Below are 26,754 nucleotides of genomic sequence, written 5' to 3'. Positions count from 1 at the left end.
CTCAGGAGGCCGGCGGGCCGGCCGGGACCAGGGTGTTCTCGTTGCGGCGGCCGGCGGCGAAGTCGTCGATGTTGCGGGCGGTGGCCTCGATGATCTGGCCGACGGCGGTGCGGGTGAAGTAGGCCTGGTGGCTGGTCACCAGGACCTGGGGGAAGGTGACCAGGCGGGCGAGCACGTCGTCGGTGATGCCCTGGATGGAGCGGTCGGTGAAGAAGAGGCCGGTCTCCTCCTCGTACACGTCGAGGCCGACGCCGGAGAGGCGTCCGGCGCGCAGGGTCTCGACCAGGGCCGCGCTGTCGATGAGGCCGCCGCGGCTGGAGTTGACCAGGATGGCGTCGTCCTTCATCCGGGCCAGGGCGGCGGCGTCGATCAGGTGGTGGGTGGCCGGGAGCAGGGGGACGTGGAGGCTCACCAGGTCGGCGCGGCTCAGGAGTTCGGGCAGTTCGGTGTAGGTGGTGCCGAGGGCGAGGCAGGCGGGGTTGGGGGTGATGTCCCAGCCGAGCAGTTCGGTGCCGAAGCCGGCCGCGATCCGGGCGAAGCACTCGCCGATCTTGCCGGTGCCGATGATGCCGACCGTCATCCCGTGGACGTCCCGCCCGAGCAGGCCGTCGAGACGGAAGTCGAACTCCCGGGTGCGGTTGGCGGCGCGGGTGAGGCGGCGGTTGACGGCGAGCGCGAGGGCCCAGGCGTGTTCGGCGACGGCGTACGGACTGTAGTGGGACACCCGGGCCACGGTGAGGCCGAGTCCGGCGGCGGCCTCCAGGTCGATGTTGTTGAAGCCGGTGGAGCGTTGGGCGATCAGCTCGGTGCCGCCGGCGGCCAGGACCGCGAGCGCCTCGGCGTCGAGCACGGCGTTGACGCTGCTGCTGACCGCCGGGTAACCGGCTGCCAGCGGCGCGGTGTCCCGGTTCAGGAACACGTCCAGGCAGCGCAGCCCGTGCCGGCCGGCGAAGGCCCGTTCCAGCAGCGGCCGTTCGTCGGCCTGCACCCCGTACGCGAGGATCTCCACGGGCGGTCCCTCCAGTCGGCTCCGACGCGTTCCGACGCCTTCCGATCGGTGCCGATGCGTTCCGACGCGTCCCGGCGGCCACGCTAGCGGGCCGGACGGTCGGGGGCCCGGCCGACGCGCGCGCCCGGAGGCGTGCGAAGGCCCCCGGACCGTACGGCGTTCGGTCCGGGGGCCCTTCGCGCAGGGGCGGCGGGAGGACGGTCAGATGACCGTCTCGGCCTCCAGGTAGCGCTCCTGCGGCACGGTCTTCAGCTCGGCGACCGCCTCCGCCAGCGGCACCAGGTTGATGTCGGTGCCCTGCAGCGCGGTGATGTGCCCGAAGGCGCCCTTGTGGACGGCCTCGACGGCGTGCCAGCCGAAGCGGGTGGCGAGCACCCGGTCGTAGGCGGTCGGGGTGCCGCCGCGCTGGGTGTGGCCGAGGATGACCGGGCGGGCCTCCTTGCCGAGGCGGTGCTCCAGCTCGCGGGAGAGCTGGGTGGCGATGCCGGTGAACCGCTCGTGGCCGTAGATGTCCTTGCTGCCCTCTTCCCAGTGCATGGTGCCGGGCTCGGGCTTGGCACCCTCGGCGCAGACCACGATGGCGAACTTCTTCTGCCGGTCGAAGCGTTCGCGGACGACGGCGGTGAGCTTGTCGATGTGGAACGGGCGCTCCGGGACGACGATGGCGTGCGCGCCGGCCGCCATGCCCGCGTTGAGGGCGATCCAGCCGGTGTGCCGGCCCATGACCTCGACGACCATCACCCGCTGGTGGGACTCGGCGGTGGTCTTCAGCCGGTCCAGCGCCTCGGTGGCGACCGAGACGGCGGTGTCGAAGCCGAAGGTCACGTCGGTGGCGGCGATGTCGTTGTCGATGGTCTTCGGCACGCCGACGATCGGCAGGCCCGCGTCGCTCATCAGCTTGGCGGCCTTCAGGGTGCCCTCGCCGCCGATCGGGATGACCGCGTCCAGGCCGAGGTCCGAGCAGTACTTCTTGGCGCGCTCGACGCCGTCCCGCAGGTGGCTCGGCTGGACCCGGGACGAACCGAGGATGGTGCCGCCCTGGGCGAGGATGCCGCTCACCGAGTCCAGGGTCAGGGGGCGGTGGTGGCCCTCCAGGAAGCCGCGCCACCCGTCCTCGAACCCGATGATCTCGTCGCCGTGGTCGACCACCCCCCGGTGCACCACGGAACGGATCACCGCGTTCAGTCCGGGGCAGTCACCGCCGCTGGTCAGCACTCCGATACGCATTAGCTTTGCAACTCCCGAGCAGAACCGAGGTACGGCCGGACTACAGGCGTGGGACGACGAGCCGTCACCGCGGCGGGGCGCTCCCGCGCCGCGGGGGCGGGGAGACGGCCGTGGGGTGAAGGACCGGCCGGATCCGGACAGAACGTCCTGAACCGGCCGTGAAGTCGAGCATACGGCCCCTGGTCCGGCCGGGCAGGAGCCGACGCGGGAGCGGCGCCGTCGGCGCCCCCGCGCGGAAGTGCAGCCTGCTGCCGAGGAGGGTGTGCAGTAGGCAGCCCCATTGTCGTACGTCCGGGGCCGCCCGCGGGCCGGATGACCGCATCGCGGGCACCCGGCCGGGGCGAACCGGCGGACTAGCCGGGGCGAACCGGCGGACTAGGCGGGGCGCGTCGCGGCCGCGATGCGCTCGGCGCGCAGCGCGTCGTACCAGGTGGTGTCGGCCGGCGGCAGGGCGTTGACGTCCAGCGCCAGCTTGATCAGCATGTCGGCCACGGCGGGGTTGCGCGCCAGCACCGGGCCGTGCAGGTAGGTGCCGAAGACGGTGTCCCGCCAGGCGCCCTCGGTGCCGTCACCGGTGCCGTTGCCCCGGCCCACGCTGACGGTGGCGAAGGGCTGCACGCCCTGGCCGAGGTGGGTGACGCCCTGGTGGTTCTCGAAGCCGGTCAGCTGCGGCAGCCCGAGCCGGGGGTCGACGTCGGCCAGCACGTCGCCGACGCAGCGGGCGCCCTCGCCGCGCTGGGTCCAGACGTCGAGCAGGCCCAGGCCCGGCTCCCGCTCGCCGAGGTCGTTGATGAACTCGTGGCCCATGATCTGGAAGCCCGCGCAGACACCGAAGATGATCGCGCCGTTCTCGGCGGCCCGCACCAGGCCGCTGTCGGCGCGCAGCCGCTCGGCGGCCAGCCGCTGCGGGCGGTCCTCGCCGCCGCCGATCAGGTAGATGTCCCCGCTGGTGGGGATCGCCTGGTCGGAGCGGACGTCGATCCGGGTCACGTTGAGATGGCGCTGGCGGGCCCGGCGCTCCACGACCAGGGCGTTGCCGCGGTCGCCGTACGTGCTGAGCAGGTCCGGGTAGACCCAGACCACGCGCAGGCTGCTCTCACTCATCCTCGAAGGCCTTCCGTCACGAAAAGACTGGTGTGCGGGCGCGGCATCAGCCGGCCACGACCTTCCGCAGCTGCTGGAAGGCGGTGTAGTTGGCGATCGCCTCGATCCGGCCGGGCGGGGCCATCCGGACGGCCTGCTCCAGCGTGTCCACCACGTGGAACTGCAGCCCGGCGACCTCCAGGCGGACGGCCAGGTCCAGCTTGCGCTGGCCCATCACGAAGACCGGGTGCCCGGCGAGGCGCTCGTAGTCGACGTCCCACAGCCAGGAGGTGTCGGTGCCGTCGGCGTCGAGGGCGTTGACGGAGAGGATCACCGGGGCGGGCGGGCCGTCGATCAGCGAGAAGGTCTCCAGCCAGCCGGCCGGGTTCTTGGCGAGCAGCAGGCGGATGTCCCGGCCCTGGTACTGGACGACGTCGTAGCGCCCGGCCACGGCGGCCACCGAGCGCATCCGCTCCAGGGCGACCTGCGGGGAGACGCCGAACACGGCGGCGACGGCGGCCGAGCTGGTGGCGTTGGCCAGGTTGGCGCGGCCCGGCAGCTGCAGCTGGATCGGCCAGGCGCCGCGCTGCGGGTCGATCACATGGGTGCCCTGGAGCGCCCAGTGCGGGTTGGGGCGGCGGAAGCCGCACTCCTGGCAGAACCAGTCCTCGCCGGGACGCTGCATCACACCGCCGCACGCGGGGCAGGACCAGGCGTCCTCCTTCCAGGCCTGTCCGGCGGCCACCCAGACCACCTTCTTGCAGGAGGAGGCGGCCCAGGTCACCAGCGGGTCGTCGGCGTTGGCGATGACCACGGCCTCGGTGTCCTGGAGGCCCTCGCGCCACTTCTCCGCCATCATGCGGGTCTCGGCGGCGCGGTCGAGCTGGTCACGGGAGAGGTTGAGCAGGGCGATCGCCTTCGGGCGGGTGTCGCGGGCGACCATCGCCAGGTACTTCTCGTCGACCTCGATGACGCCGAAGCGGGCCTCCGTGCCGCCCGCCAGAGCGGAGGTGATGCCGGCCGGCATGTTGGCGCCGAGGGCGTTGGAGACCACCGGGCCGGCGGCGCGCAGCGCCTCGGCGATCAGGCGGGTGGTGGTGGTCTTGCCGTTGGTCGCGCTGACCAGGACGACGTCGAGGTGGTCGGCGAGGGTGGCCAGCAGGTCGGGGTCGAGCTTGAGGGCGACCTTGCCGCCGATCACCGAGCCGCTCCCGCGTCCGGCCTTGCGCGACACGGCGGCGGCGACCCGGCCGGCCGTGACTGCGATCTTGGCGCGGGCCGGCAGCGAGGCGTCGCGTGCGCCTGTGGGCTCCGATTCGGTGCCTGCCATGCTCAGTGGTTCCTCCTTGCTGCGGCACCGCCCGGGACCGGTCGAGGGCCGTCGGGCGGCGGGGACGGGGGTCAGCCTACCGACTCCGTCGCCCGGCCGGACGATCCGGACCCCGCGCCGCCTGCTGTGACGCGGTGGTGGAGACGGCTGACGGGCCGTCAAGGAGGGCGGTGTACGGACGGAGCCTGCACTGCTTGAGGACGCTCCGCGGCCGCCACCGGGTTCCCGGTAAGGATCTGGTGAAGAAATGATCAGCGGCCCGGATGGCCGGTGCGCACGGCCGGGTCCTCGGCGTCCAGGGCGGCGGTGATGACCAGGGTGCCGCCGTCGGCGCGGAAGTCCAGCGGGGCGGGCAGCCGGCGCATCGCGGCGATCAGGCCGGCGTTGGCGGCGTGGGTCACCGCGTACACGGTGCCGATCCCGGCCGCCCGGGCCATCGCCGTCAGTCGGCGCAGCAGCGCCAGGCCCAGCCCGCGCCGCTGCCAGGCGTCCTCGACCAGGACGGCCAGCTCCGCCTCGCCGTCGTCCCACATCAGATGGCCGAGGGCGAGGATCCGCCCGTCGGGGGCGGCCACGGCGAGGCTGCGGCCGTGCCGGGGGTTCAGCAGGTGGTCGAGGTAGCGGTCGGCGTCGCGGACCGGGCCGTGGTAACGCAGCCGCAGCGCGGCGGGGGAGCAGCGGCCGTGCATCGCCAGGGCCGCCGCCTTGTCGGACGGCTCGGCGGGGCGCAGCAGCAGCTCGGTCCCGTCCGGCAGGGACAGCCGGGACGGGGCCTCCGGCGCCCGGCCGGCCGGGGCGTGCGGGGCGTGCTGGCCGTGCGGGGTGTGCCGGGCGTCCTGCGGGTGCGGGGCGTGGTGCGGGTGCGGCCGGGCGACCCGGGACGGGCCCTCGGCGAGCGCGGGCGGCCCGGCGTGGCCCTCGGGCACGACGCACCTGCGGTCCGACCTGCGGAAGGGCCGGTGCCAGAGCCGTTCGGGGCGAGTGTGCGAAGCCGTCATGCCGCTGACGCTACCTACGCTTCGCTTCCGATCGGTTACGTGATCGTGAACGCGTGAATGCCCGGGCGGGGAGCGGGACCGGCCGGGGCCGGTCCGGGCCCGGATCGGGACCCCTGCCCGGGACCGCCCGGGCCGGCGCCGGGACACCGGGGCCCCGGGCCCTGCCGGGCGCGGCACAGGTCCAGACCGGTGCCTCAGGCGGGCGGGACAGCGGGCGGCCGACGGTGGATCCGTGCCCGGCGCTCCCGTGAGCAGTCCGGGATCCCCTCCCCCGTACCGAAGGCCCTTCCCATGCGCATCACGCCGTCCGCCTCCACCGGCACCGAGACCACCACCGCCCCCGCCGTCCCGCACGCCCGCCGCGCCCCGGTCGGCACCTCGCTGACCGCCCTGCTCGACCGGCAGGTGCGCACCCGGCCGACCTCCACGGCCGTCATCGGCGAGGGCGGCCACCGCCTCACCTTCCTGGAACTGTCCGACACCGCCCGCCGGCTGGGCGCCGAGCTGCGCCGCCTGGGCGCCCGCCCCGACACCTGCGTCGGCCTGTACGTCGAGCCGTCGGTGGAACTGGTCGCCGCGGCCTGGGGCGTGCTGTACGCCGGGGCCGGCTACCTCCCGCTGTCGCCGGAGTACCCCGAGGAGCGGCTCCGCTACATGATCGAGGACAGCGGCACCCGGATCGTGCTCACCCAGGGGCACCTGCGCGAGCGGCTGGCCGCGCTGGCCCCGTCCGGCACGGCCGTCCTCGCCGTCGAGGACGCCCCGGCGACCCACGCCGTCGCCGAAGGCACCGAGGACGCCGAGGACGCCGAGGGCACCGGCGACACCGAGGGCACCGGCGACACCGAGGGCACCGGCGAAACCGAAGCCGCCGACGTCGCCGCGCAGGGGGAGCGGCCGGAGTCGCTGGCCTACGTGATCTACACCTCCGGCTCCACCGGCCGCCCCAAGGGCGTGATGATCGAGCACCGCGCGGTGGTCTCCCAGCTGCGCTGGATGCTCGACGCCGGGCACCTGGACCCCGAGACCACCGTGCTGCAGAAGACCCCGATGAGTTTCGACGCCGCCCAGTGGGAGATCCTCGCCCCGGCCGTCGGCGCCCGGGTGGTGGCCGGCACGCCCGGCCTCTACCGCGACCCGGAGGCGCTGGTCGCCGCCGTGCGGCGGCACGGCGTGACCGCGCTGCAGTGCGTGCCCACCCTGCTCCGGGCGCTGCTGGACACCGAGGGCTTCACCGACTGCACCACCGTGACCAGGCTGTTCTCCGGCGGCGAGGCGCTCTCCCGGCGGCTCGCCCGGGAGCTGGGCCTCGCGCTGCCCGGCGCGCGGCTGGTCAACCTGTACGGCCCGACCGAATGCACCATCAACGCCACCGCGCACGTGGTCGACCCGGCCGAGCTCGGCGACGGCGCCGGTTCGGTGCCGATCGGGCGGCCGGTCGACAACACCCGGTGCTTCGTCCTGGACGAGGCACTGGCGCCGGTCGGGGCCGAAGGCGTCGGCGAGCTGTACATCGGCGGCGCGCAGCTGGCCCGCGGCTACCTGAACCGGCCGGAGCTGACCGAGGAGCGGTTCGTCCCCTCCCCGTTCGCCCCCGGTGAGCGGCTCTACCGCACCGGTGACCTCGCCCGGTGGAACCCGGACGGCACCCTCCAGTTCGCCGGCCGGGTCGACAACCAGGTCAAGCTGCGCGGCTACCGGGTCGAGCTGGACGAGATCGCCCGCGCCATCGAGGAGCACAGCTGGGTGCGCCGCTCGGCGGCGGTCGTCACCGGCGACGACGGCACCGGCCGCCGGGACCTGGTCGCCTGCGTCGAACTCGACCCGCGCGAGGCCGCCCTGATGGACCAGGGCAACCACGGCGGCCACCACCAGTCCAAGGCCAGCAAGCTGCAGGTCAAGGCCCAGCTCTCCGACCCCGGCGTGCGCGACCGGGCCCGGCTGGCGGGCCGCGAGCGGCTCGACCTGCCCGGGCGGCGGGAGAGCGCGGCCCAGCGCCGGGAGGCCTTCGCCCGCAAGACCTACCGCTTCTACGACGGCGGCCCGGTCACTCGTGAGGACCTCCTCGCGCTGCTCGCCCCGCGCCCGGTCGGCGGCTTCGGCCGGGACCTGGAGCTGCTGTGCTTCCCCGAACTCGGCCGCGTGCTGCGCTGGTTCGGCCAGTTCCACAGCGAGGAGCGGCTGCTGCCCAAGTACGCCTACGCTTCGCCGGGCGCGCTGTACGCGACCCAGCTCTACCTGGAGACCGGCGGCCTGGACGGGCTCGCGGCCGGGCTGTACTACTACCACCCGGCCGAGCACGCCCTGGTCCGGATCGGCCCCGCCGAGGCCCGCGAGGAGGCGTACCTGACGCTGCACTTCTCCGGGAAGCACGGCGCCATCGAGCCGGTCTACCGGAACAACATCCGCGAGGTGCTGGAGTTCGAGACCGGCCACATGCTCGGCGTCTTCGAGGAGGTGCTGCCCGAGTACGGGTTGGACGTCCGCCCGATCGGGCTCGACCCGGCCGTCAAGGACCGGCTGGACGTCGCCGGGGAGGACCACTACCTGGGCGCCTTCGCGGTCGTCCGGGGCGGTGGCCCGGCCCGCGCCGGGTGCACCGAGCTGTACGTCCAGGCCCACGGCGACCGGGTGGACGGCCTGCCGGGCGGCCTCTACCGGTACGCCGACGGCGAGCTGCTGCCGGTGTCGGACGCGGTGGTGGAGCCCCGCCACGTGATCGCGATCAACCAGGCCGTCCACGCCCGGGCCGCGTTCGGCATCACCGCCGTCAGCCGGGCCGAGGAGGAGTGGCTGGAGTACATCGCCCTCGGCACCGAGCTCCACCACCTCCAGCGCAACGGCCTGGGCCTGGGCTTCATGTCCTCCGGCTACAGCTCCAAGTCCGGCCACCCGCTGCCCGCTTCGCGCCGCATCGACGAGATCCTCGCCGACCGCGGCATCGCCCCCGGCCCGTCGTACTTCTTCCTCGGCGGCAAGGTGAGCGAGGAGCAGATCCGCAGCGAGGGCATGCACGAGGACACCGTCCACATGAAGGGACCGGCCGAGATCGTCAAGGACGAACTGGCCAACCTGCTGCCCGACTACATGCTGCCCAACCGGGTGCTGGTGGTGGACGCCCTGCCGCTCACCGCGAACGGCAAGGTCGACCTCAAGGCGCTGGCCGCCTCCGACGCCGTCCGCACGGCCGGGGTCCGCAGCGAGTACGTCGCCCCGGGCACCGAGCACGAGCGGTGGCTCGCGGAGGTCTGGGGGCAGGCGCTGAAGTACGAGGAGGTGTCCGTGGCGGACGAGTTCTTCGCCGTCGGCGGCAACTCGCTGATCGCCGTGGCCCTGGTCCACCGGATCAACCGCGAGTTCGGCATCAGGCTGCCGCTGCAGGTGCTGTTCGAGTGCCCGAAGCTGGGTGACCTGGCCGCGCGCATCGCGCGGGCCCGCGGCGCGGACGGCGAGGGCGACGGCGACGGCGCGGCGGAGGCCGCCGGCTCCCGGCTGATACCGCTGCACCCGGGCGAGTCCGGCCGGCCGGTGTTCTGCTGGCCCGGGCTGGGCGGGTACCCGATGAACCTGCGCCTGCTCGGCCGCGGGGCGAGCGACGGACGCGCCTTCTACGGCGTCCAGGCGCACGGCATCAACGAGGGCGAGACGCCGTACCCCACCATCCGGGAGATGGCCGCCGCCGACATCGCCGAGCTGCGCCGGATCCAGCCCGAGGGCCCGTACACGCTGTGGGGCTTCTCCTTCGGCGCCCGGGTCGCCTTCGAGGCCGCCTGGCAGCTGGAGCAGGCCGGCCAGCGGGTTGAGCAACTGCTGCTGATCTGCCCCGGCAATCCGAAGGTGCGTCAGGACGACGGCCGCCGGTGGGGCCGCGAGGCCTCGTACGCCAACCCTGCCTACGTGACCATCCTGTTCGGGGTGTTCACCGGCCGGATCAGCGGACCGGAGCTGGAGCGCTGCCTGGCCGAGACGGTGGACGAGGCCACCTTCGTCGCCTCCGTGCACCGGACGCTGCCGGAGCTGGACGAGGAACTGATCCACCGGATCACCGGCGTCGTCGCCGAGACCTACGAGTTCGAGTACAGCTTCCGCGAGCTGGCCGAACGGCGGCTGGACGCCCCGGTGACCGTCTTCAAGGCCGCCGGCGACGACTACTCCTTCATCGAGGGCAGCTCCGGCTACTCCGCCGCCCCGCCGGCCGTGGTCGACCTGACCGGGGACCACTACGGGGTGCTGAAGGAGCACGGCGTGGCCGAACTCGTCACCGCGATCCGGGCGCTGGAGCGGACGGGCGACAGCCGCTGACGCGGACACGCTCACGGATGGCCCAGAATCCACGAGCGGGGGACCCCCTTCGGATAGGGATGGCTCGGCTTACCGCCGATCCCACCTCCTGTTCGAAGGGATTTCCCGTGTTCAAGACCTCCGTACGGGCCGTCGCGGGGTGCGCGCTGCTCCTCGTCGCGCCGCTCGCCGCCGCCCAGTCCGCCGCCGCCGTCTCCACCTCCACCGTCACCTCCTCCGGCAACAACGGCCCCAAGACCCCGCAGGAGGCCGCCGCCTGCAAGTCCGTCACCAGCGCCCTCCTCGGCGGCTTCGGCTCGATGCTGGGCAACGCCGTCTGCGTCGTGCAGCCCGCCGACAAGGGCTGAGCGGCCCGCCTGACACCCGTCAGCGCACGGATGCCCCCGGAGGGAGGCGTCCGTGCGCTGACGTAGGATCCGGCGCCATGACGATCAAGGACGAGACGGCCGGAAGACCGGGCGGTCGGCGGGTGTTCCGGGTGGACACCCCGGAGCCGGCTCCGCCGCCCCGAGAGCGCGGGAGGCCGCGCAAGGCCGTGATCACGGGGGCCGTGGTCGTGGGCCTGGCCGCGGCACTGACAGTGGCGATCGTGATCGGGGCGGGCGCCTCGCCGCGTCACCGGATCGTGCTGGTGGACCGGATCGGTGATGACGTGCGGCTCCCGGACGACGGGACCGTTGACCTGAAGCGCGCCGATTACCAAACGCAGATGACGGCTTCGAGCCCGTACCGGGAGCTGACGGTGGCCGGCTACGGCAACGCCGGCAGGGGCCGGACCACACTGACCGTGATCGGGTTGACCGGTAGTTTCTCCGAACCGTCGCGGGAGTTGACGAAGTACTTCCAGAGCTACGCCAGAACCAACATCGGCTACCCGGTCATCGACCTTCGGGACCACGCGCCCGGCCCGCTCGGTGGCAGGCTGCAGTGCGCGCTGCTGGGCCTCCCGGGAATCAACGGGACCACTTGCGCCTGGGCTGACGGCAGCACCGTCGGCATCGTCATCGACAGCGCGGGAGGGACCCCGACGGCGGACCTGGCCGCACGCACGCTGGTGATCCGCGCCGCCGTCGAGGTCGAGGTGAAGGACTGACCCTCGCGCCGTGTGCCGGTCAGACGATCCGGGTGGGGGTGTCCTCGACCGAGTGGCCGGTGGTGGTGAGGAGGGCGGCGAGGTCCGTCGGGGTGACGGAGTGGGGGGTGCGCAGGAAGAGCTCCTGGGGGTGGAGCGAGACCAGGGTGATGCGGTGGTCGGCAAGGGTGGCGGGGGTGTGGGCGAGTGCGGTGGTGCGCACCCGCCAGAGCGTGGTCGGGGGCGGCGCGTGCGGTGACCACCAGCTGTGCAGCAGCGCGGTGGCGAGCAGGGCGAGGGCGGAGGCGCCCACGACGGCCGGGCCGTCGGGCCCGTGCACGACGAGCTTGGCGATCAGGTCGGCCGCCGTGACGGAGAGGAAGACCGCGGCGAGCTCGACGGTGTCGCGGCGCCAGCGGTGGGCACGGTGGGAAGAGGGCTTCGAATGCTCCATGGCCTCCACCGTGCCCGACCGGTGTTTCCCGACCACGAACCGGCCGTGACCTGCCGGTTACGGTCCGCTCGGGCCTGTTACGGGAGGAGATCACGGGCCGCGGCCCTGACCTCGTCGACCAGGAGGCGCAGGTCGTCCTCCGTCGTGGCGGCGTTCAGCAGGCAGGCGCGGAGCATCTCCTCCTCGCCGAGGCGGGCCCCCGTGACGAAGACCCGGCCGCGCCGCTGGACGGCGGCGGGGAGGTCGCGGTTGAGGGCGTCGCGGGCGGCCGGATCGAGACCGGGGGCGCGGTGACGGAACGCCACGATCGAGGTCTGGACCTCGGCCAGCAGCTCCAACTCCGCTTCCGCACCGATGAGTTCGCCGAGTCGACGGGCCAGCGCGGTGCACCGGGCTATGTCCCGGGAGAGGCCGGTGCGGCCCCGGTGGGCGATCGTGGCCCAGACCTTGAGCGCGCGGAACGGGCGGGTCTGCTCGGTGCCGTACTCGGAGAACCAGCCGAGCGCGCCCGCCGCCTCGTCGCGCAGGTAGGAGGGGACGAGGCTGAAGGTGCCGCGCAGCTCCCCCGTGTCGCGGACCAGGGCGCAGCCGCAGTCGACCGGGACGCCGAGCCACTTGTGCGGGTCGAGGGCGAGCGAGTCGGCGCGCTCCAGGCCGGCGTAGCGGTGCGCGATGGCCGGGTCCAGTCGGCCGAAGGCGCCGTACGCGCCGTCCACGTGCAGCCACAGGCGCTGCTCCTCGCACAGGTCGGCGATCGGGTCGAAGGCGTCGACCGCGCCGGTGCCGACGGTGCCGGCCGAGGCGACGACCAGGAAGGGCAGCAGACCGGCGGCGCGGTCGCGCTCGACGGCCGCCCGCAGCGCGCCGGTGTCCAGTCGGCCGTCCGGCCCGGTGGCGACGGTGCGCAGGTGCTTGCTGCCGAGGCCGAGCAGTTCGGCGGCCTTGCGGACGCAGGAGTGGGTCTCGCCGGTGACGTAGCCGACCAGCGGGGGCAGTCCCGCCAGGCCGTCCTCGCGGACGTCCCTTCCGGCCCGGCGGGCGGCGCGGTTGCGGGCGGCGGCGAGGCAGACGATGGTCGCCATCGAGGTGCCGGAGGTGAGCAGTCCGCCGCCGGCCGGGTGGGGGAAGCCGACGAGTTCGGCGATCCAGCGGACCACGGCGCGCTCCAGGTGGACGTCCGCGTGGTCGCCGCCGGCCGAGCTGGGGTTCATCGCGGAGGCGGCCAGGGTGGCCAGCACCCCGGCCGGGGCGGGGGCGGAGTTGACCCAGCCGAAGAAGCGCGGGTTGCCGTTGCCCATCGGGTGGGGGAGGACTTCGCGCCCGATGGCGTCGACCAGCTCGGCGAGCGGGCGGCCGTCCTCGGGCAGCGGGGCGTCGAGCAGGGCCTGCCGGGCGTCGGCGTCCATGGGCTGCCAGACGGGGCGCGCCGGCAGCTCGGCGAGGTAGTCGGAGACCAGGTCGGCGGCGGCGCGGGCGGCGGCGCGGAAGTCGTCGTCGGCGCGGTCGGCGCGGAAGTCGTCGGTGGCCATGCGGGGAACTCCAGGGGCCGGGGGAGGCGCGGCGTCCTCGGCGCACCGTGTGATCAGCCGATGGTACGGAAAAGGACCCGCACCGTGCGGCGCGGGCCCTCCCGGTGGGACGGCGGGTCAGTCCAGCGAGGTCGACAGGCCGCCGGCCGAGCGGCAGTAGCCCTGCATCTCCTTGTTGGTGATCTTGGCGCAGAGCCGGCCGGCCGCGCCGCCGTCGGTGTAGTTGACCGTGTAGTAGCTGACCAGGCCCTCCGCGCACGCCTTGCGCTGCCAGCCGTCGGCGGCGGTGGCGCACTGCTGGGCGGCCCAGTCCTCGCGGTCCAGGTTGTACTTCATCGTCCGCGAGCCGACCCCGCGGCTGCAGTCCACCGCCCCGCCGCTCGCCTTGCCGTTGAGGCACCACTTGAGGGCGTCGGCGTAGACCTCGGGGTGGTTCGGGTAGTCGTGCGAGGAGAGGTAGAAGGTCGGGGCGTAGAAGAAGCAGGCGGACTGGAACAGGGCCGGCTGGTCCTTGCACGGGTAGAGCGGGTCCTGGGCGAGCTTGTCGGCGGGCAGGTTGGCCTTGGCCTGCTCGTCCTCCTCGTCCGGGCCGAAGAGCTGCATGAACAGGCCCTCGGAGCAGCGGATCCGGTTCTGGTCGGTGGGGAACTTGTTGCACAGGTCGCGCGCCTTGGCGACGTCCTGCTTCGCCACGAACATGGTGCCGTGGCCGACGCCGTGGATGCAGGGGCCGGTGTTCTTGGGCGCGCAGAGCTTGAGCAGGTCCACCTCGGGCTGGGTGGAGGCGTTCAGCATCTCCTCGACCGCCCCGTGCAGGTAGCCGGCCGCGCAGGTCTCGTGCGGGAAGGAGATGACCTTCTGGAAGTCGGCGTTGAAGCGCTTGACCGCCGCGTGGCCGAGCTCGTGCGCGATCGGGTGGCAGAAGCGCACGGTGTACGGCTTCTCCTTGGTGATCTTGTCGAGGTCGGCGAGCGCGACGCCGGGGTCGGTGGCGTCCATCTCGGCCATCATCTTGTTGCGCAGCGTCGAGCGGGTCCACACCGCCGGGTCACCGGTCGGGGCGGCGCTCGCGGGGCCCGTCGCCGCCGGCTGCGCCCCGGCGGCGGGGGCCGCGGCGGCCGGCGTCGAGGTGGCCGCCGCGGGCGACCAGTCGGTGACGGCCACCGACCCGAGGCCCAGGACGCCCAGGAGCAGGGCGGTGAGAATCGCGAAGACTCGCGGCTGCATGACGGGATCCCCCGGCGGATCGAGGTGAACGGTTCGCTCCCATCCTGACGGCACGGTGGCGGGAATCCGCGATTTCGGCCGCCATTCGGGAGGTGTCGGCGACGCTACCGCACGGTGCGACGCCCGGAGGCGGCGGGATGGTTCCCCGCCGGGTGCACCCGGACGGCGGAGCGGCCGGGGTGCGGGCGGGCGCGTCGCGGTGCGGGCGGCCGGGCCGGCGCCGGGCCGACGGCGGGTCAGAGTTCCAGCGTCACGCGGTACTCCGCCAGCCAGGCGTCCAGGTCGAGCGCGAGGTCGAGGCCCAGCCGGACGGACTGCGGGTCGGTGTCCGGGGCCAGCGCGTCGGCCAGGCGGCGCCGGTCGAGCAGGTCGAGCGCCGGGGACCGGCCGTCGGCGGCCAGCCGGGCCAGTTCGGCGCGCAGCCGCTCCGGATAGTGCGGGTCGTCGGTCACCGGGTACGGGCTCTTCGGCCGCTCGGCGACCGCCGCCGGCAGCACGTCCCGGACGGCGGCGCGCAGCAGGCTCTTCTCCCGTCCGTCGAAGCTCTTCAACGCCCACGGCGTGTTGAACACGTACTGGACCAGCCGGTGGTCGCAGAACGGCACCCGGACCTCCAGGCCGTTGGCCATGCTCATCCGGTCCTTGCGGTCGAGCAGGATGCGGACGAAGCGGGTCAGGTTCAGGTAGGAGATCTCGCGCATCTGCCGCTCCAGCGGGTCGGCCGCGGCCAGGTGCGGGACCTCGGCGATCGCCTCGCGGTAGCGGGTGCGGCGGTAGCCGGCCAGGTCGAGCTTGCGCAGCAGTCCGGCGTCGAGCAGCTGTTCGCGCGGGCCGGAACCGCCGCCGGCGATGGCACTGAGACCGGCCGCCCAGGGGAAGTCGTCGGTGGCGATGCTGGTCGGGTCGTGGAACCAGCTGTAGCCGCCGAACAGCTCGTCCGCGGATTCGCCGGACAGCGCGACGGTGCAGTGCCGGCGCACGCCCCGGAAGAGCAGCAGCAGTGAGACGTCCATGTCGCCGACCCCGCCCGGCAGGTCGCGGGCGCGCAGCGCGGCGGAGCGCCGGGCGGGGTGGGCGAGCTCGGCGGCGTCCAGCTCGACCACGCTGTGCTCGGCGCCCACGTGGTCGGCGAGCAGCCGGGCGTACGGTCCGTCCTCGGTCCGCCGGACGGCGTCCCCGTGGAAGGAACCGCTGCGGCCGGTGAAGCCCACGGAGAAGGAGCGGATCGGGCCGCTGCCGGCCGTGCGCAGCGCCCGCGCGGCGAGGGCGGTGACCGCGCTGGAGTCCAGGCCGCCGGAGAGCAGCGAGCAGAGCCGGACGTCCGCGTCCAGCTGGCGGTGGACGATGTCCTCCAGCAGGGCCCGGACGGTGGCGACGGTGTTCGCCGGGCCGTCGCGGTGCTCGCGGGCCTCCAGCGCCCAGTAGCGGCGCTCGGTGACGCCGCCGCGGCGCACCCGCACCAGGTGCCCGGGCCGGACCTCGTGGACGCCCCGGTAGGGCGTCAGGCCGGGGGTGCGGGTGTGGCCGAGCAGTTCGCGCAGCCCGTCCAGGTCGACCACCGGGCGGACCGCGGGGTGCGCGAGCAGGGCCTTGACCTCGGAGCCGAAGACCACGCCGTCGGGGGTCGGGTGGTAGTGCAGCGGCTTGACGCCCATCCGGTCGCGGACCAGCAGCAGCTCCTCGCGCCGGGCGTCCCAGACGGCGAGGGCGAACATCCCGTTGAGCCGCTCGGCCAGGCCCTCGCCCCACTCCAGGTAGCCGTGCAGGACCACCTCGGTGTCGCTGCGGGTGCGGAAGCGGTGCCCGGCCGCCGCCAGGTCGGCGCGCAGCTCGCGGTGGTTGTAGACCTCGCCGCTGTAGCTGAGCGCGGCGAGCAGCCGGCCGTCCCGCTCGACCGTCATCGGCTGGGCGCCGCCCTCGACGTCGATCACCGCGAGGCGGCGGTGGCCGATCGCGGCGTGCGGCTGGACGAGGACGCCGCCGGCGTCCGGGCCGCGGCGGAGCTGGGTGGCCGTCATCGCGTCGAGGACCTCGGCGGCCCCCGGGTCGGCGGTGAGGTCGCGGTCGAAGGCGATCCATCCGGTGATCCCGCACATCAGCAAGCCTCCGGTCTTCCGCTTCGTGTTCGGAGGATCACGCTACGTGTGGCCTCGGTGGCGCTTCAAGGGTTCGGAAGCGGACGAACACCTCGCCGACGGGGTCGGTCCCGGGCGGGTCTGGGCCGAAAGTCGCAATGTCTGCCCGATTTCGGGCAGGAACTTTGGCTTCGCCGGGGATTCGGGCCTAGGGTGATCACTCGTGTCGAGCTCACCCCACCCCCACGAAGACCTCCTCGCCCATCTGACCCGGACCAGCCCGCTCGGGCCCCGGGAGGCGGCGCGGGTCGTGGCGGAGGTGCTGGCGTACTTCTCCGAGAGCACCGAGGAGTACGTGCGCCGACGCCACGGCGAGCTGCAGGCACGCGGTCTGACCAACGAGCGGATCTTCGCCCGGCTCGCCGAGGAGCTCCCGCAGCGCCGGGTCTCGGCGCCCGAACTGTCGGCCCGCCAGTTGCGGCGGATCGTCTACGGCTGACCGGCGACGCCGAACGGGGGCACTGCCGCGGCCGACACCACCGACGCCCCCACGCGCCATCGCCCCCACCACCGACGCTCCCCACAGCAACGCCCCCCACCACCCACGCCCCACGCCACCACGAACGAGGAGTCCACGCATGTGCGGAATCGTGGCCTACATCGGCCCCAAGGACGCCACCCCCTTCCTGCTGGAGGGGCTGGCCCGGCTCGAGTACCGGGGCTACGACTCGGCGGGCGTCGCCGTCACCGGCCGCAGCGGCGGCATCAAGCTGCGCAAGGTGAAGGGCCGGGTCGCCGACCTCGCCGCCGACGTGCCGGCCCGGTTCAAGGGCACCACCGGCATCGGCCACACCCGCTGGGCCACCCACGGCGTCCCCAGCGACGCCAACGCCCACCCGCACCTGGACAACGCCGACCGGATCGCCGTCGTCCACAACGGCATCATCGAGAACGCCGACGAGCTGCGCGCCAAGCTGGCCGCCGAGGGCGCCGTCTTCCGCTCCGAGACCGACACCGAGGTGCTCAGCCACCTGATCGCCGCGCACGCCGCCGAGGGCGTCGAGCTGGAGGACGCGGTGCGCGCCGCGCTCGGCCGGGTCGTCGGCACCTACGGCATCGCGGTGATCGACGCCGGGCAGCCGGACCGGATCGTGGTCGCCCGCAACGGCAGCCCGATCGTGCTCGGCATCGGCGAGAAGGAGATGTTCGCCGCCTCGGACGTCTCCGCGCTGGTCCGCTACACCCGCCAGGTCGTCCACCTGGAGGACGGCGAGCTGGCCACCGTCCGCGCCGACGGCTTCCGCACCTTCACCGCGGACGCCCGCGACACCCACCGTCAGCCGTCCACCGTGGACTGGGAGATCGACTCCTTCGACACCGCCGGCTACGACCACTACCTGCTCAAGGAGATCCACGAGCAGCCCGGCTCGGTCGAGCGCACGCTGAGCGGCCGGCTCGACGAGCGCTTCGCCACCGCCCACCTCGGCGGCCTCAACCTGGACGCCCGCGAGCTGCGCGAGATCCGCCGGGTCAAGATCCTGGGCTGCGGATCCGCCTACTACGCGGGCGAGATGGGCGCGCAGCTGATCGAGGAGCTGTCCCGGATCCCCGCGCACAGCGAGCCGGCCTCGGAGTTCCGCTACCGCAACCCGGTGATCGAGGCGGACACCCTGTACGTCGCGGTCAGCCAGTCCGGCGAGACCTACGACACGCTGGCCGCCGTCCAGGAGATCAAGCGCAAGGGCGGCCGGGTGCTCGGCGTCGTCAACACCGTGGGCAGCGCGATCGCCCGCGAGTGCGACGGCGGGATCTACCTGCACGCCGGGCCGGAGGTCTCGGTCGCCTCCACCAAGGCGTTCACCTCCACCGTGGTCGCCTTCGCGCTGCTCGCCCTGCACTTCGGCCGCATCCACGACCTCTCGCCCGCCGACGGCCGCCGGATCGTCTCGGCCCTGCAGGCCCTGCCGGACCAGATCCGCGAGGTGCTGGACCAGAGCGAGGCGATCGCCGAACTCGCCCGCGAGTACTCCGAGTCGGCGGGCATGATGTTCATCGGCCGGGTCCGCGGCTACCCGGTGGCCCGGGAGGGCGCGCAGAAGCTCAAGGAGATCTCCTACGTGCACGCCGAGGCCTACCCGGCGAGCGAGCTCAAGCACGGCCCGCTGGCGCTGATCAGCCCCGAACTGCCCACCGTGGCCCTCGTCCCGGACGACGAGCTGCTGGACAAGAACCTCACCACCCTGGGCGAGATCAAGGCCCGCTCCGGCCGCGTCATCGCGGTCGCCCACCGCCGCCCGGAGGAGAAGCTCGCGGACCACTGCATCCTGGTCCCCAAGAGCGAGCCCGAGCTGGACCCGCTGCTGCTCAACATCCCGTTGCAGCTGCTCGCCTACCACGCGGCCGTCGCGCTCGGCCGCGACGTGGACAAGCCGCGCAACCTGGCGAAGAGCGTGACGGTCGAGTAGCCGTGACGGTCAGGTGGCCGTGACGGTCGAGTGGCCGTCACGGCCGTCGCGTGGGACGTCGGGCCCCGGTCGCCGTGCGGACGACCGCGGCCCGGCCGCGGGCGGAACGGGCGTGCCCGCCGGACGCGTGGGGTGCGCCCCGGGCGGCCGGTCAGAAGACGGAGCAGCCGGAGAGGGTGGTGAGGGTGTCCAGGGCGGTGACGGCGGCGACGGAGTTGCCGGCCTGGTCGAGGCGGGGGCCCCAGGCGCAGACGGTGGCGCGTCCGGGGAGTATGGCGAGGATGCCGCCGCCGACGCCGCTCTTGCCGGGGAGGCCGACGCGGAAGGCGAACTCGCCGGCGGCGTCGTAGGTGCCGCAGGTGAGCAGGACGGCGTTGATGCGCTTGGCCTCGCTGCGGGACATCAGGCGGGTGCCGTCGGCGCGCAGGCCGTAGCGGGCGAGGAAGGCGCCGGCCAGCACCAGGTCGCGGCAGCTCGCGCTGAGGGCGCAGTGTGCGTAGTAGTGCTCCAGGACGGTCTCGACCGGGTTCTCCAGGTTGCCGTGGCTGGCGATGAAGTGCGCCAGCGCGGCGTTGCGGTGGCCGTGCTCGGCCTCGGAGGCGGCGACCACCGGATCGGTGTCGAGCGCGGGGTTGCCGGACTCGCGGCGCAGGAACTCCCGTACCGCGGCGGAGGCGTCGCCGGTCATGGTCTGGAGGCGGTCGGTGACCACGAGGGCGCCCGCGTTGATGAACGGGTTGCGCGGGATGCCGTGCTCGCTCTCCAGCTGTACCAGGGAGTTGAAGGGGTTGCCGGACGGCTCCCGGCCGACGCCCCGCCAGAGCGCGTCACCGCCGTAGGCGACCGCGAGGGCCAGCGAGAACAGCTTGGACACGCTCTGGACGGAGAACGGGCGCTCCCAGTCCCCGACGCCGTACAGCTCGCCGTCGACGGTGGCGACGGCCATGCCGAAGGCCTCCGGGTCGGCGGTGGCGAGGGCCGGGATGTAGTCGGCGACCCTGCCCCGGCCGCTGGTCGCGCGGGCGGCCGACTCCGCGGCCTCCAGCAGCGCCGGCCAGTCCAGGCTCTCCTCGCCGGGCACACCGTTCAACGTTCTTCCTCCACCGACACGACACCGGGCACGGACACGATCCGGACCGGGCGCGCGGTGCGGGCGGCGTCCGGTCCGACCAGGATTATCCGTGTTTCGGGAGGGTGTTCGGTACGCGGGTCCGGTCCGGGGCCGGTTCGGGGCTGCGAACCGGGTGCGGTGCGGGGCTGCGTACCGGGTGTGGTGCGGGGCTGCGTACCGGGTGTGGTGCGGGTCGCGGTACGGGGTGTGCGGTGCGGGATCGCCCCAGGGGCGGGGGAGGCGCCGGTCAGGGCGCGCCGGTGGGGGCCTGGACGGGCGGGCCGGTCAGCAGGGTGCCGGTGTCGGAGTAGGGCCAGCCGTTCGGGACGCAGCCGTGCAGTCCCTTGATCTGCTGCATCATCACCGGCGCCGGGGCGCCCGGGGCGGGGCAGTCCACGTGGCCGTTGCCGAGGATGTGGCCGACCTCGTGGTTGACCGCGAGCGCGTGGTACAGCTCGGGCTTGCCCCGGTAGAACTCGGAGAGCTCGGTCCAGCGTTTGAGGTTGATCACCACCTGGTGGGTGACGCCGCAGTTCACCGTGCCGCCGGTGTCCAGCCCGTACTGGCCGCAGATCCGGTCGGTGGACCGCGGCGTGGCCAGGTAGACGGTGAAGTCCACCGGGTCGGCGGGCATCCGCTGGAAGGCGGTGGTGCCGTCGGCCGCCCAGCCGTGCCGGACGTCGCCGAGGACGGCGTCCACCTCGGCGGCGAACGTCTCCGGGCTCTCCGCGATGCCGTCCTCCACCCGGACCTTGTAGCGGTACAGGTGGTCACCGGTCCCGAAGCGGGCCGAGCCGCCGGGCGCGGTGGTGAACGCGAGGTCGTGCCGCTGCGGGGGGCTCCACGGCTGCCACCAGAGCAGGCCGGCGGTCAGGGCCGCGACCACCGCGAGGGCGAGCACGCCGTGCCAGGGCCTCCAGGGGCTCCGGCGCCTGGGGGCCTGGCGGGCCTCGCCGGGTACCCCGGCGTGGGGCTCCTGGGTGCGGGGCTCGGGCGTGTCGGGCTTCCGGGTGCGGGCCTGTCCCTTCACCGGCGGCTCCCGAGGCGGCCGGCCGGTCGGGCGGGTATCGGGACCTGTGCGGACATGGTGGTGCGGCTCCGGTACGGGATCGCCGGCCGCATCGGTCTGCGGCGCGGTTCTACGAGGTTCTCCTGGATCAACGGACGGGGACCGGCGGTGGTTCACAGGGGGCGCCCGGCCGGCCGGAGCGGGGTCCAGTCGGACGACGGGCCCGGGCGGTTCCCGGAACCGCTCGATGGTGTCACCCGCCCGGCGTGTCCCTGGGGTCGGGCGCCGGAATCGGGTGTGGTGGTGCGGGCCGGTCCGTGGGGTTGTCCCGGACCGGTTCCGTCCCCGAGCACTCCATGGGAGGCACCGTCATGTCCACCACCGCCGTCTTCACCGTCGAGGGGATGAGCTGCGGCCACTGCGAGCGGACCGTCAGCGCGGGCCTGTCCGTCCTGCCGGGCGTCACGGACGTCGTCGCCGACGCGGCGAGCGGCCGGGTCACCGTGGCCTCCGCGCAGCCGCTCGACGAGGCCTCCGTGCGCAGTGCGGTCGACGGGGCCGGGTTCACGCTGGTCGGGCCGGCCTGAGGGCGGGGTCGGGCGGGGTCCGTCGGTGGCAGTCGGCGGCCCCCGCCGTCGTCCGGGTCGGCCCGTCCCGGTCAGCCCATGCTCTTCGCACCGTCCAGGGCCTCGCGGATGATGTCGGCGTGGCCCGCGTGCTGGGCGGTCTCGGCCACGATGTGCAGCAGCACCCGACGGGCCGACCACGCGGCGTCCTGCTCGAACCAGGGGGCCTTCGGCAGCGGCTGGGTGGCGTCCAGGTCGGGCAGCGTGGCCACCAGCTCGTCCGTACGGCGGGCGACCTCGTCGTACGCGGCCAGCACGTCGGCCAGCTTCTCGCCGGGCAGCATCCGGAACTCGTCCGCCCGGCGGGCGAAGTCCTCCTCGGTCATGGCGCTGAAGTCGGGCATCGCGGACGGCCCCGCCACGATGAACTCCGCCCAGAGCCGCTCGACCGAGGTCACGTGCTTGACCAGGCCGCCCAGGCACAGCTCGCTCGCGGTGGTCCGCAAGCCCGCCTGCTCGTCGGTGAGGTCGCGGGTGGTGAAGCGCAGGAAGTGCCGCTGCTTCTCCAGCGCGACCAGGAGGTCGGCGCGCTCGCCGGTGACGGGGGTGGCGGCGGCGTGGGCGGTCGTGGTCGTGGTCATGGTGCTGGCCTTCCGTTCGGTTCCTGCTTCCTCGGACAAGAACAACGCTACGGGCCATTGCGGCCACTTCCTGTCCTGAATTCCGGACAGAATCGGAAGCATGGCGAACACCAGCACCAGGACGCTGCGACTGCTCTCCCTGCTCCAGACCCACCGCTACTGGCCCGGTGACGAACTGGCCGACCGGCTCGGCGTCTCCGTGCGGACCCTGCGCCGCGACATCGACCGGCTGCGCGAACTCGGCTACCCCGTCGAGGCGCAACGCGGCGTCGACGGCGGCTACCAGCTGGCGGCCGGCGCGGCGCTGCCGCCGCTGGTCATCGACGACGAGGAGGCGGTCGCCCTGGCCGTGGGCCTGCAGGCGGCGGCGGAGAGCCCGGTGGAGGGTGTCGCCGAGGCCTCGGTGCGGGTGCTGGCCAAGGTCGTCCAGGTGATGCCGGGCCGGCTGCGCCGCCGGGTGGAGGCGCTGCGCGCGATGACCGTGCCCGCCGACTGGGGCAACCGGGAGGGTGCGGGCGTCGACCCGGACGTCCTCACGGTGGTGGCCCTCTGCTGCCGGGACGACGAGCGGCTGCGGTTCGACTACACCGCCGCCGACGGGCGCGGCACGCGACGGCACGTCGAACCGCACCGGCTGGTCTGCCTCAACCGGCGCTGGTACCTCGTCGCCTACGACCTCGACCGCGCCGACTGGCGCAGCTTCCGCCTCGACCGGCTGGCCGCCCCGCAGGGCAGCGGGGCACGATTCGCCCCGCGCGTCCTCCCAGCGGCCGACGCGGCGGAGTTCGTCCGCGCGGGCCTCAACGGCATGCCCCGCCCCCACCGGGTGGAGGCGCTGGTCGACGCGCCCGCCGATGACGTCCGCGCCCGGGTCGGCCGCTGGGGCACGGTCGAGCCGGTCGCTCCCGGGCGCTGCCGGCTGCTGATGACCGCCGACTCCCTCGACTGGCCCGCCATGGCGCTCGGCTCGCTGGGCGCCGAGTTCGAGGTGGTCGCGCCGACCGCGTTGCGCACGCTGCTGGCGGACTGGAGCGCCCGCTTCGGGCGCGCCGCGGGGGAGGGGGTGGCTCCGGGAGGGGTGGGGGAGGGGGCGCAGTAGGAGGTCGGGCGGGTCGACGTCCTGTACGGGGGCGGCGGGTCCGGGTGTCGGGGGTGGGTGGCGTGGGTGGCGTGGGACGTCGGGTGGGTCGACTTCCGGTGCGTGCGCGGTGCGTTCGGGTGGCGGGGCGTCAGGGGGCGAGGGTGTCGAGGGTGGTGCGCAGGAGGGCGAGGGCGGCGGGGAGGTCCGCGAGAGGGGGCGTGGCGAGGGCGAGGCGGAGGGCGTGGGGGTGGTGCGGGGTGGTGGCGAAGGCGTCGGCGGTGGAGACCAGGATGCCCTCGGCGGCGAGGGCGGCGGCCGCGTGGTCGGGGCGCTGGTGCGGTTCGAGGGCGAGCCAGAGGACGTACGAGGTGGGATGGGCGGTGGTGGCCAGCCCGGCCAGGGCGGTGCGGGCGAGGGCCTGCCGGGCGGCGGCGTCGGTACGGCGCTCACGTTCCAGGCGGGTGACCGTGCCGTCCGCGAGCCAGCCGGTGGCGAGGGCGGTGATCAGGCCGGGCGCGCCCCACGCTGCCGTGCGCAGGCGGCCGGTCGCGGCGCGCAGCAGCCCGTCGGGCAGGACGGCGAAGCCGAACCGCAGACCCGGTGCCACGTTCTTGGAGAGCCCCGCCACGTAGCAGGTGCGCCCGGGCGCCAGGGCGTGCAGCGGCGGGGGCGGCGCGGCCTCCAGGAAGGCGTACGTGCCGTCCTCGATCAGCGTGCAGCCGTGTTCCGCGGCGAGGCCGGCCAGCCGGTCGCGCTGCGCCCGGTCGAGCACCCAGCCGAGCGGGTTGTGGACGGTCGGCATGGTGTAGACCGCGCGCACCGGGCGGGCACGGCAGAGCCGGTCGAGGGCGTCGAGGTCCGGCCCCGCGGGGGTGACCGGGAAGGGCGCCAGGTCGAGCCCGTGCGCGGCGGCGAGCAGCTTGATGCCGGGGTAGCTCAGCGCGTCCACGGCCAGGACGTCGCCGGGCCGGGTGAGGGTGCCCAGGACGCAGTCCAGCGCCTGCTGCGCCCCGTTGGTCAGCAGCACGTTCTCCGGTGCGGTGTCGACGCCGCGGTCCAGCAGGTACCGGGCCACGGCGGCCCGGTCGTGCCGGTGGCCGCCCGGCGGGTGCTGGCGCAGCAGGGACTCGGCGTCGCCGGAGGAGGCGAGGGCGCGCAGGGCCTGCCGGAGCAGGTCGCCCTGGTCGGGGGAGAGCGGTTGGTTGAAGGAGAGGTCCGCCACCCGGGGCACCGGGAGCGCGCGGGAGGGCTCGAGGCCGTCGTAGCCGGAGCGCAGCCGGACGAAGGTGCCCCGGCCCTGCTCGCCCACCACCAGCCCGGCGGCGGCCAGTTCGGCGTACGCGCGGGTGGCGGTGGCGAGCGCGACGCGCCGTTCGCGGGCGAGGGTGCGGTGGGTCGGCAGCCGGGTGCCCGCCGGGAGCGCGCCGGAGCGGATGGCCGCCGCGTACTCGTCGACGATGGCCTTGTAGGAGGGCGGTCGCACGGGTCACCTGCCGGGGCCTGGGGGTGGTGGGTGGTGGGTGGTGGGTTGGGTGTAGCGGGGGCGCGGGGGAGCCCGGAGTGTATCCAGGACAATAACTGGATTGTCCTGCACCGGTGTTCCTAGCCTCGAACCACCCGGGGCGTCCGGGGAGTCCGAGAGTCCGGGGAGCCCGAGAGTCCGGGGAGCCCGGGGAGTCCGGGACCGGGGAGCCCGGGGAGTCCGGGACCGGGGCGTCCGGGAGTCCAGCGGCGAAGCCGGGAACGGAGCACGCGCCCATGACCATCCGCAGCGAGCGGGACCACCACGTCGTCACCCTCACCATCGACCGCGAGGAGAAGCTCAACGCCCTCGACTACCCGACGATCGACGCGCTGCTCGCCGAGCTCGACCGCATCGACGCCGACGACACCGTCCGCGCCGTGATCCTCACCGGCGCCGGGCGGCGGGCGTTCAGCGCGGGCGCCGACATCCCGTCCCTGGCCGCCAGCATCGCCGGCGGGCCCGAGCGGGCGCTGCGCGAGTTCGTCCGGCGCGGCCACACCCTCACCCGGCGGATCGAGGAGTTCCCCAAGCCGGTCATCGTCGCGGTGAACGGCCTCGCCTACGGCGGCGGTTGCGAGGTGACGGAGGCCGCGCCGCTGGCCGTCGCGGCCGCGCACGCGAGCTTCGCCAAGCCGGAGGTCTCGCTCGGCTTCCCGCCGCCCTTCGGCGGCTCGCAGCGGCTGCCGCGCCAGCTGGGCCGCAAGCGCGGCCTGGAGCTGATCCTCACCGGCGACCCGATCCCGGCGGCCCGCGCCGCCGAGCTCGGCCTGGTGAACGCGGTCGTGCCGGCGGACGAACTGCTCGACACGGCAAGGGCGTTGGCCGGACGCATCATCCGCCACGCCCCCAGCGCCGTGGCCGCCTGCCTGCGAGCGGTGACCCGGGGCATCAACCTCCCGATCGACGAGGGCCTCGCCGTGGAGGCGGCGGCCTTCGCCGCGACCGTGCCGACCGAGGGCGTACGGGACGGTGTGCGGCGCTTCCTGGAGCGGACGGCCGCCTCCCGCTGAGCCGGCGGACGGGTGCTCAGCGGCGGGCAGTGGCAGGTCAGGGGGCCGCCGGTTCGTCGGCGCAGTGGGCGGCGACGGTGTCGGCGAACGCGCGGGCGAGCGGGCCGAGGCCGTCCCAGTCGCGGACGGCCCAGCCGGCGGTGAGGGCGGGCAGGTCGGGGAGCGGGAGCAGCCGCAGGCCCGGGTGACCGGGGCCCTGCCACTGGGGGAGGGCGGGCACGACGGCGTGGCCGAGGCCGAGTTCGGCGAGCAGGATGGCGGTGTCCCAGTCCGCGACGCTGGTGTCGAAGACCGGCCGGATGCCCGAGGCGCCCAGCCAGGCGTCGAGTTGGGAACGGGCGACGGAGTTCTGCGGCAGTCCGATCAGCCGGGCGTCCTGGAGGTCGGCCGGGGCGATGCGGGCCCGGGCGGCGAGCGGATCGCCCGCCGCGACGGCCAGCACCCACGGCAGCTCGACGACCGGCCGTTGGCCGATGCCGCGGACCGGGGCACCGAGAGTGATCCAGGCGAGGTCGACCCGGCCGGCGGTCACCGCCTCCAGGCAGCTGCGGCTGGAGACCTCGGTCTGGAACTCCAGGCTGACCTGCGGGAAGCGGCGGCGGAAGGCCACCACGGCCGCCGACATGAAATGCCGGATGCTGGTGGCCCCGGTGGTGATCCGGACGGATCCGCCCTCGCCGCGCCCGAGTTCGGCGATCCGGTGCAGGGCGTGGTCGATGCCGCCCAGCCCGGTGGCGACGGCGGCCTGGAGCAGTCGGCCCGCTTCGGTGGGCACGACCCCGCGCGGGTGTCGTTCGATCAGCGAGAGGCCGAGCTCCCGCTCCAGCCGCTTCACGTGCTGGCTGACCGCGGACTGGGTGCAGTGCAGCTCGCGGGCGACGGCGCTGAGCGAGCCGGCCCGGCACACCGCGGCGAAGACGCGGAGGTCGTCGATGGTCACGGGGACCCAAGGTATCGCTTGGGGGTGCCCCAGCAAACCGGTGGATTGACTTGGGTGTTCGGCGGGCTCGATCATCGGTTCCGGGCCCAGGGCGGCAACC

At 74.2% G+C, this 26,754-nt stretch carries 22 protein-coding genes; 8 read left to right on the top strand and 14 right to left on the bottom strand.

What is annotated here, in order from left to right; translation table 11 throughout:
• Window position 1: 1 nt before the first annotated feature.
• From ACZ6Y7_RS22885 to ACZ6Y7_RS22865, 5 genes are all read right to left on the bottom strand, one after another.
• Window positions 2-1,009, bottom strand: a complete 1,008-nt coding sequence (locus ACZ6Y7_RS22885; protein ID WP_465759770.1) for a 2-hydroxyacid dehydrogenase — start codon at window positions 1,007-1,009, stop codon at window positions 2-4.
• A 201-nt stretch (window positions 1,010-1,210) separates the two neighbouring features.
• Window positions 1,211-2,236, bottom strand: coding sequence for a 6-phosphofructokinase (locus tag ACZ6Y7_RS22880; protein WP_465759769.1), 1,026 nt, complete (start codon window positions 2,234-2,236; stop codon window positions 1,211-1,213).
• 375 nt (window positions 2,237-2,611) lie between these two features.
• Entirely contained in the window at window positions 2,612-3,340 is a 729-nt protein-coding gene (locus ACZ6Y7_RS22875; protein WP_402217383.1) for a type 1 glutamine amidotransferase, read from the bottom strand.
• A gap of 46 nt (window positions 3,341-3,386) precedes the next feature.
• A complete protein-coding gene (locus ACZ6Y7_RS22870) occupies window positions 3,387-4,649 on the bottom strand; it encodes a MurT ligase domain-containing protein (protein ID WP_402217386.1) in 1,263 nt (420 codons plus the stop codon).
• A 251-nt stretch (window positions 4,650-4,900) separates the two neighbouring features.
• On the bottom strand, window positions 4,901-5,647 hold the full coding sequence (locus ACZ6Y7_RS22865; RefSeq protein ID WP_465759768.1) for a GNAT family N-acetyltransferase: 747 nt from the start codon (window positions 5,645-5,647) through the stop codon (window positions 4,901-4,903).
• Window positions 5,648-5,938: 291 nt separating this feature from the next.
• Here ACZ6Y7_RS22865 and ACZ6Y7_RS22860 point away from each other — a divergent pair, with 291 nt between their 5' ends.
• From ACZ6Y7_RS22860 to ACZ6Y7_RS22850, 3 genes are all read left to right on the top strand, one after another.
• Window positions 5,939-9,949, top strand: a complete 4,011-nt coding sequence (locus ACZ6Y7_RS22860) for an amino acid adenylation domain-containing protein (protein WP_465759767.1) — start codon at window positions 5,939-5,941, stop codon at window positions 9,947-9,949.
• A 107-nt stretch (window positions 9,950-10,056) separates the two neighbouring features.
• The gene (locus ACZ6Y7_RS22855) at window positions 10,057-10,296 is read left to right on the top strand and encodes a hypothetical protein (RefSeq protein WP_465759766.1); all 240 of its coding nucleotides are present in this window, start codon (window positions 10,057-10,059) and stop codon (window positions 10,294-10,296) included.
• A 77-nt stretch (window positions 10,297-10,373) separates the two neighbouring features.
• Window positions 10,374-11,042: a hypothetical protein gene (locus ACZ6Y7_RS22850; protein ID WP_465759765.1), complete on the top strand. Its 669-nt coding sequence runs from the start codon at window positions 10,374-10,376 to the stop codon at window positions 11,040-11,042.
• Window positions 11,043-11,061: 19 nt separating this feature from the next.
• Here ACZ6Y7_RS22850 and ACZ6Y7_RS22845 read toward each other — a convergent pair whose 3' ends face one another.
• The 4 genes from ACZ6Y7_RS22845 to asnB all read right to left on the bottom strand — a co-directional run bounded on the left by ACZ6Y7_RS22845 (window position 11,062) and on the right by asnB (window position 16,327).
• Window positions 11,062-11,475 carry a hypothetical protein gene (locus ACZ6Y7_RS22845; protein ID WP_465759764.1) on the bottom strand — a complete coding sequence of 138 codons (414 nt, stop codon included), beginning with the start codon at window positions 11,473-11,475 and terminating at the stop codon, window positions 11,062-11,064.
• A gap of 77 nt (window positions 11,476-11,552) precedes the next feature.
• Window positions 11,553-13,004 (bottom strand): pyridoxal phosphate-dependent decarboxylase family protein, encoded by a 1,452-nt coding sequence (locus tag ACZ6Y7_RS22840; RefSeq protein ID WP_465759763.1) that lies wholly within the window; start codon window positions 13,002-13,004, stop codon window positions 11,553-11,555.
• Window positions 13,005-13,121: 117 nt separating this feature from the next.
• A complete protein-coding gene (locus ACZ6Y7_RS22835) occupies window positions 13,122-14,231 on the bottom strand; it encodes a hypothetical protein (RefSeq protein WP_465759762.1) in 1,110 nt (369 codons plus the stop codon).
• A gap of 236 nt (window positions 14,232-14,467) precedes the next feature.
• On the bottom strand, window positions 14,468-16,327 hold the full coding sequence (gene asnB, locus ACZ6Y7_RS22830; RefSeq protein ID WP_465759761.1) for an asparagine synthase (glutamine-hydrolyzing): 1,860 nt from the start codon (window positions 16,325-16,327) through the stop codon (window positions 14,468-14,470).
• 202 nt (window positions 16,328-16,529) lie between these two features.
• Here asnB and ACZ6Y7_RS22825 point away from each other — a divergent pair, with 202 nt between their 5' ends.
• Together ACZ6Y7_RS22825 and glmS are read left to right on the top strand one after the other, a co-directional pair.
• Entirely contained in the window at window positions 16,530-16,805 is a 276-nt protein-coding gene (locus tag ACZ6Y7_RS22825) for a hypothetical protein (RefSeq protein WP_465759760.1), read from the top strand.
• Between the two features lie 139 nt (window positions 16,806-16,944).
• On the top strand, window positions 16,945-18,771 hold the full coding sequence (glmS, locus tag ACZ6Y7_RS22820) for a glutamine--fructose-6-phosphate transaminase (isomerizing) (protein ID WP_465759759.1): 1,827 nt from the start codon (window positions 16,945-16,947) through the stop codon (window positions 18,769-18,771).
• A 151-nt stretch (window positions 18,772-18,922) separates the two neighbouring features.
• Here glmS and ACZ6Y7_RS22815 read toward each other — a convergent pair whose 3' ends face one another.
• The gene (locus tag ACZ6Y7_RS22815) at window positions 18,923-19,834 is read right to left on the bottom strand and encodes a glutaminase (protein ID WP_465759891.1); all 912 of its coding nucleotides are present in this window, start codon (window positions 19,832-19,834) and stop codon (window positions 18,923-18,925) included.
• Window positions 19,835-20,129: 295 nt separating this feature from the next.
• A complete protein-coding gene (locus tag ACZ6Y7_RS22810; protein ID WP_465759758.1) occupies window positions 20,130-20,912 on the bottom strand; it encodes a DUF3152 domain-containing protein in 783 nt (260 codons plus the stop codon).
• A gap of 350 nt (window positions 20,913-21,262) precedes the next feature.
• On the opposite strand from ACZ6Y7_RS22810, the gene ACZ6Y7_RS22805 reads away from it, so the two are divergent.
• Window positions 21,263-21,478 carry a heavy-metal-associated domain-containing protein gene (locus ACZ6Y7_RS22805; RefSeq protein ID WP_465759757.1) on the top strand — a complete coding sequence of 72 codons (216 nt, stop codon included), beginning with the start codon at window positions 21,263-21,265 and terminating at the stop codon, window positions 21,476-21,478.
• A gap of 71 nt (window positions 21,479-21,549) precedes the next feature.
• Here ACZ6Y7_RS22805 and ACZ6Y7_RS22800 read toward each other — a convergent pair whose 3' ends face one another.
• Window positions 21,550-22,098, bottom strand: coding sequence for a DinB family protein (locus ACZ6Y7_RS22800; protein ID WP_465759756.1), 549 nt, complete (start codon window positions 22,096-22,098; stop codon window positions 21,550-21,552).
• 100 nt (window positions 22,099-22,198) lie between these two features.
• Between ACZ6Y7_RS22800 and ACZ6Y7_RS22795 the strand changes: the two genes are divergently transcribed.
• Entirely contained in the window at window positions 22,199-23,197 is a 999-nt protein-coding gene (locus ACZ6Y7_RS22795) for a helix-turn-helix transcriptional regulator (protein ID WP_465759755.1), read from the top strand.
• 130 nt (window positions 23,198-23,327) lie between these two features.
• Here the strand turns inward: ACZ6Y7_RS22795 and ACZ6Y7_RS22790 are convergent, their stop codons facing one another.
• A complete protein-coding gene (locus ACZ6Y7_RS22790) occupies window positions 23,328-24,662 on the bottom strand; it encodes an aminotransferase-like domain-containing protein (RefSeq protein WP_465759754.1) in 1,335 nt (444 codons plus the stop codon).
• A gap of 275 nt (window positions 24,663-24,937) precedes the next feature.
• On the opposite strand from ACZ6Y7_RS22790, the gene ACZ6Y7_RS22785 reads away from it, so the two are divergent.
• The gene (locus ACZ6Y7_RS22785; RefSeq protein ID WP_465759753.1) at window positions 24,938-25,714 is read left to right on the top strand and encodes a crotonase/enoyl-CoA hydratase family protein; all 777 of its coding nucleotides are present in this window, start codon (window positions 24,938-24,940) and stop codon (window positions 25,712-25,714) included.
• A gap of 37 nt (window positions 25,715-25,751) precedes the next feature.
• Here the strand turns inward: ACZ6Y7_RS22785 and ACZ6Y7_RS22780 are convergent, their stop codons facing one another.
• On the bottom strand, window positions 25,752-26,654 hold the full coding sequence (locus ACZ6Y7_RS22780) for a LysR family transcriptional regulator (RefSeq protein ID WP_465759752.1): 903 nt from the start codon (window positions 26,652-26,654) through the stop codon (window positions 25,752-25,754).
• Between the last annotated feature and the right edge of the window lie 100 nt (window positions 26,655-26,754).

It is taken from the genome of Kitasatospora sp. NPDC053308 (genome assembly GCF_055585785.1).
This window is presented reverse-complemented; position numbering and strand designations above follow the sequence as displayed.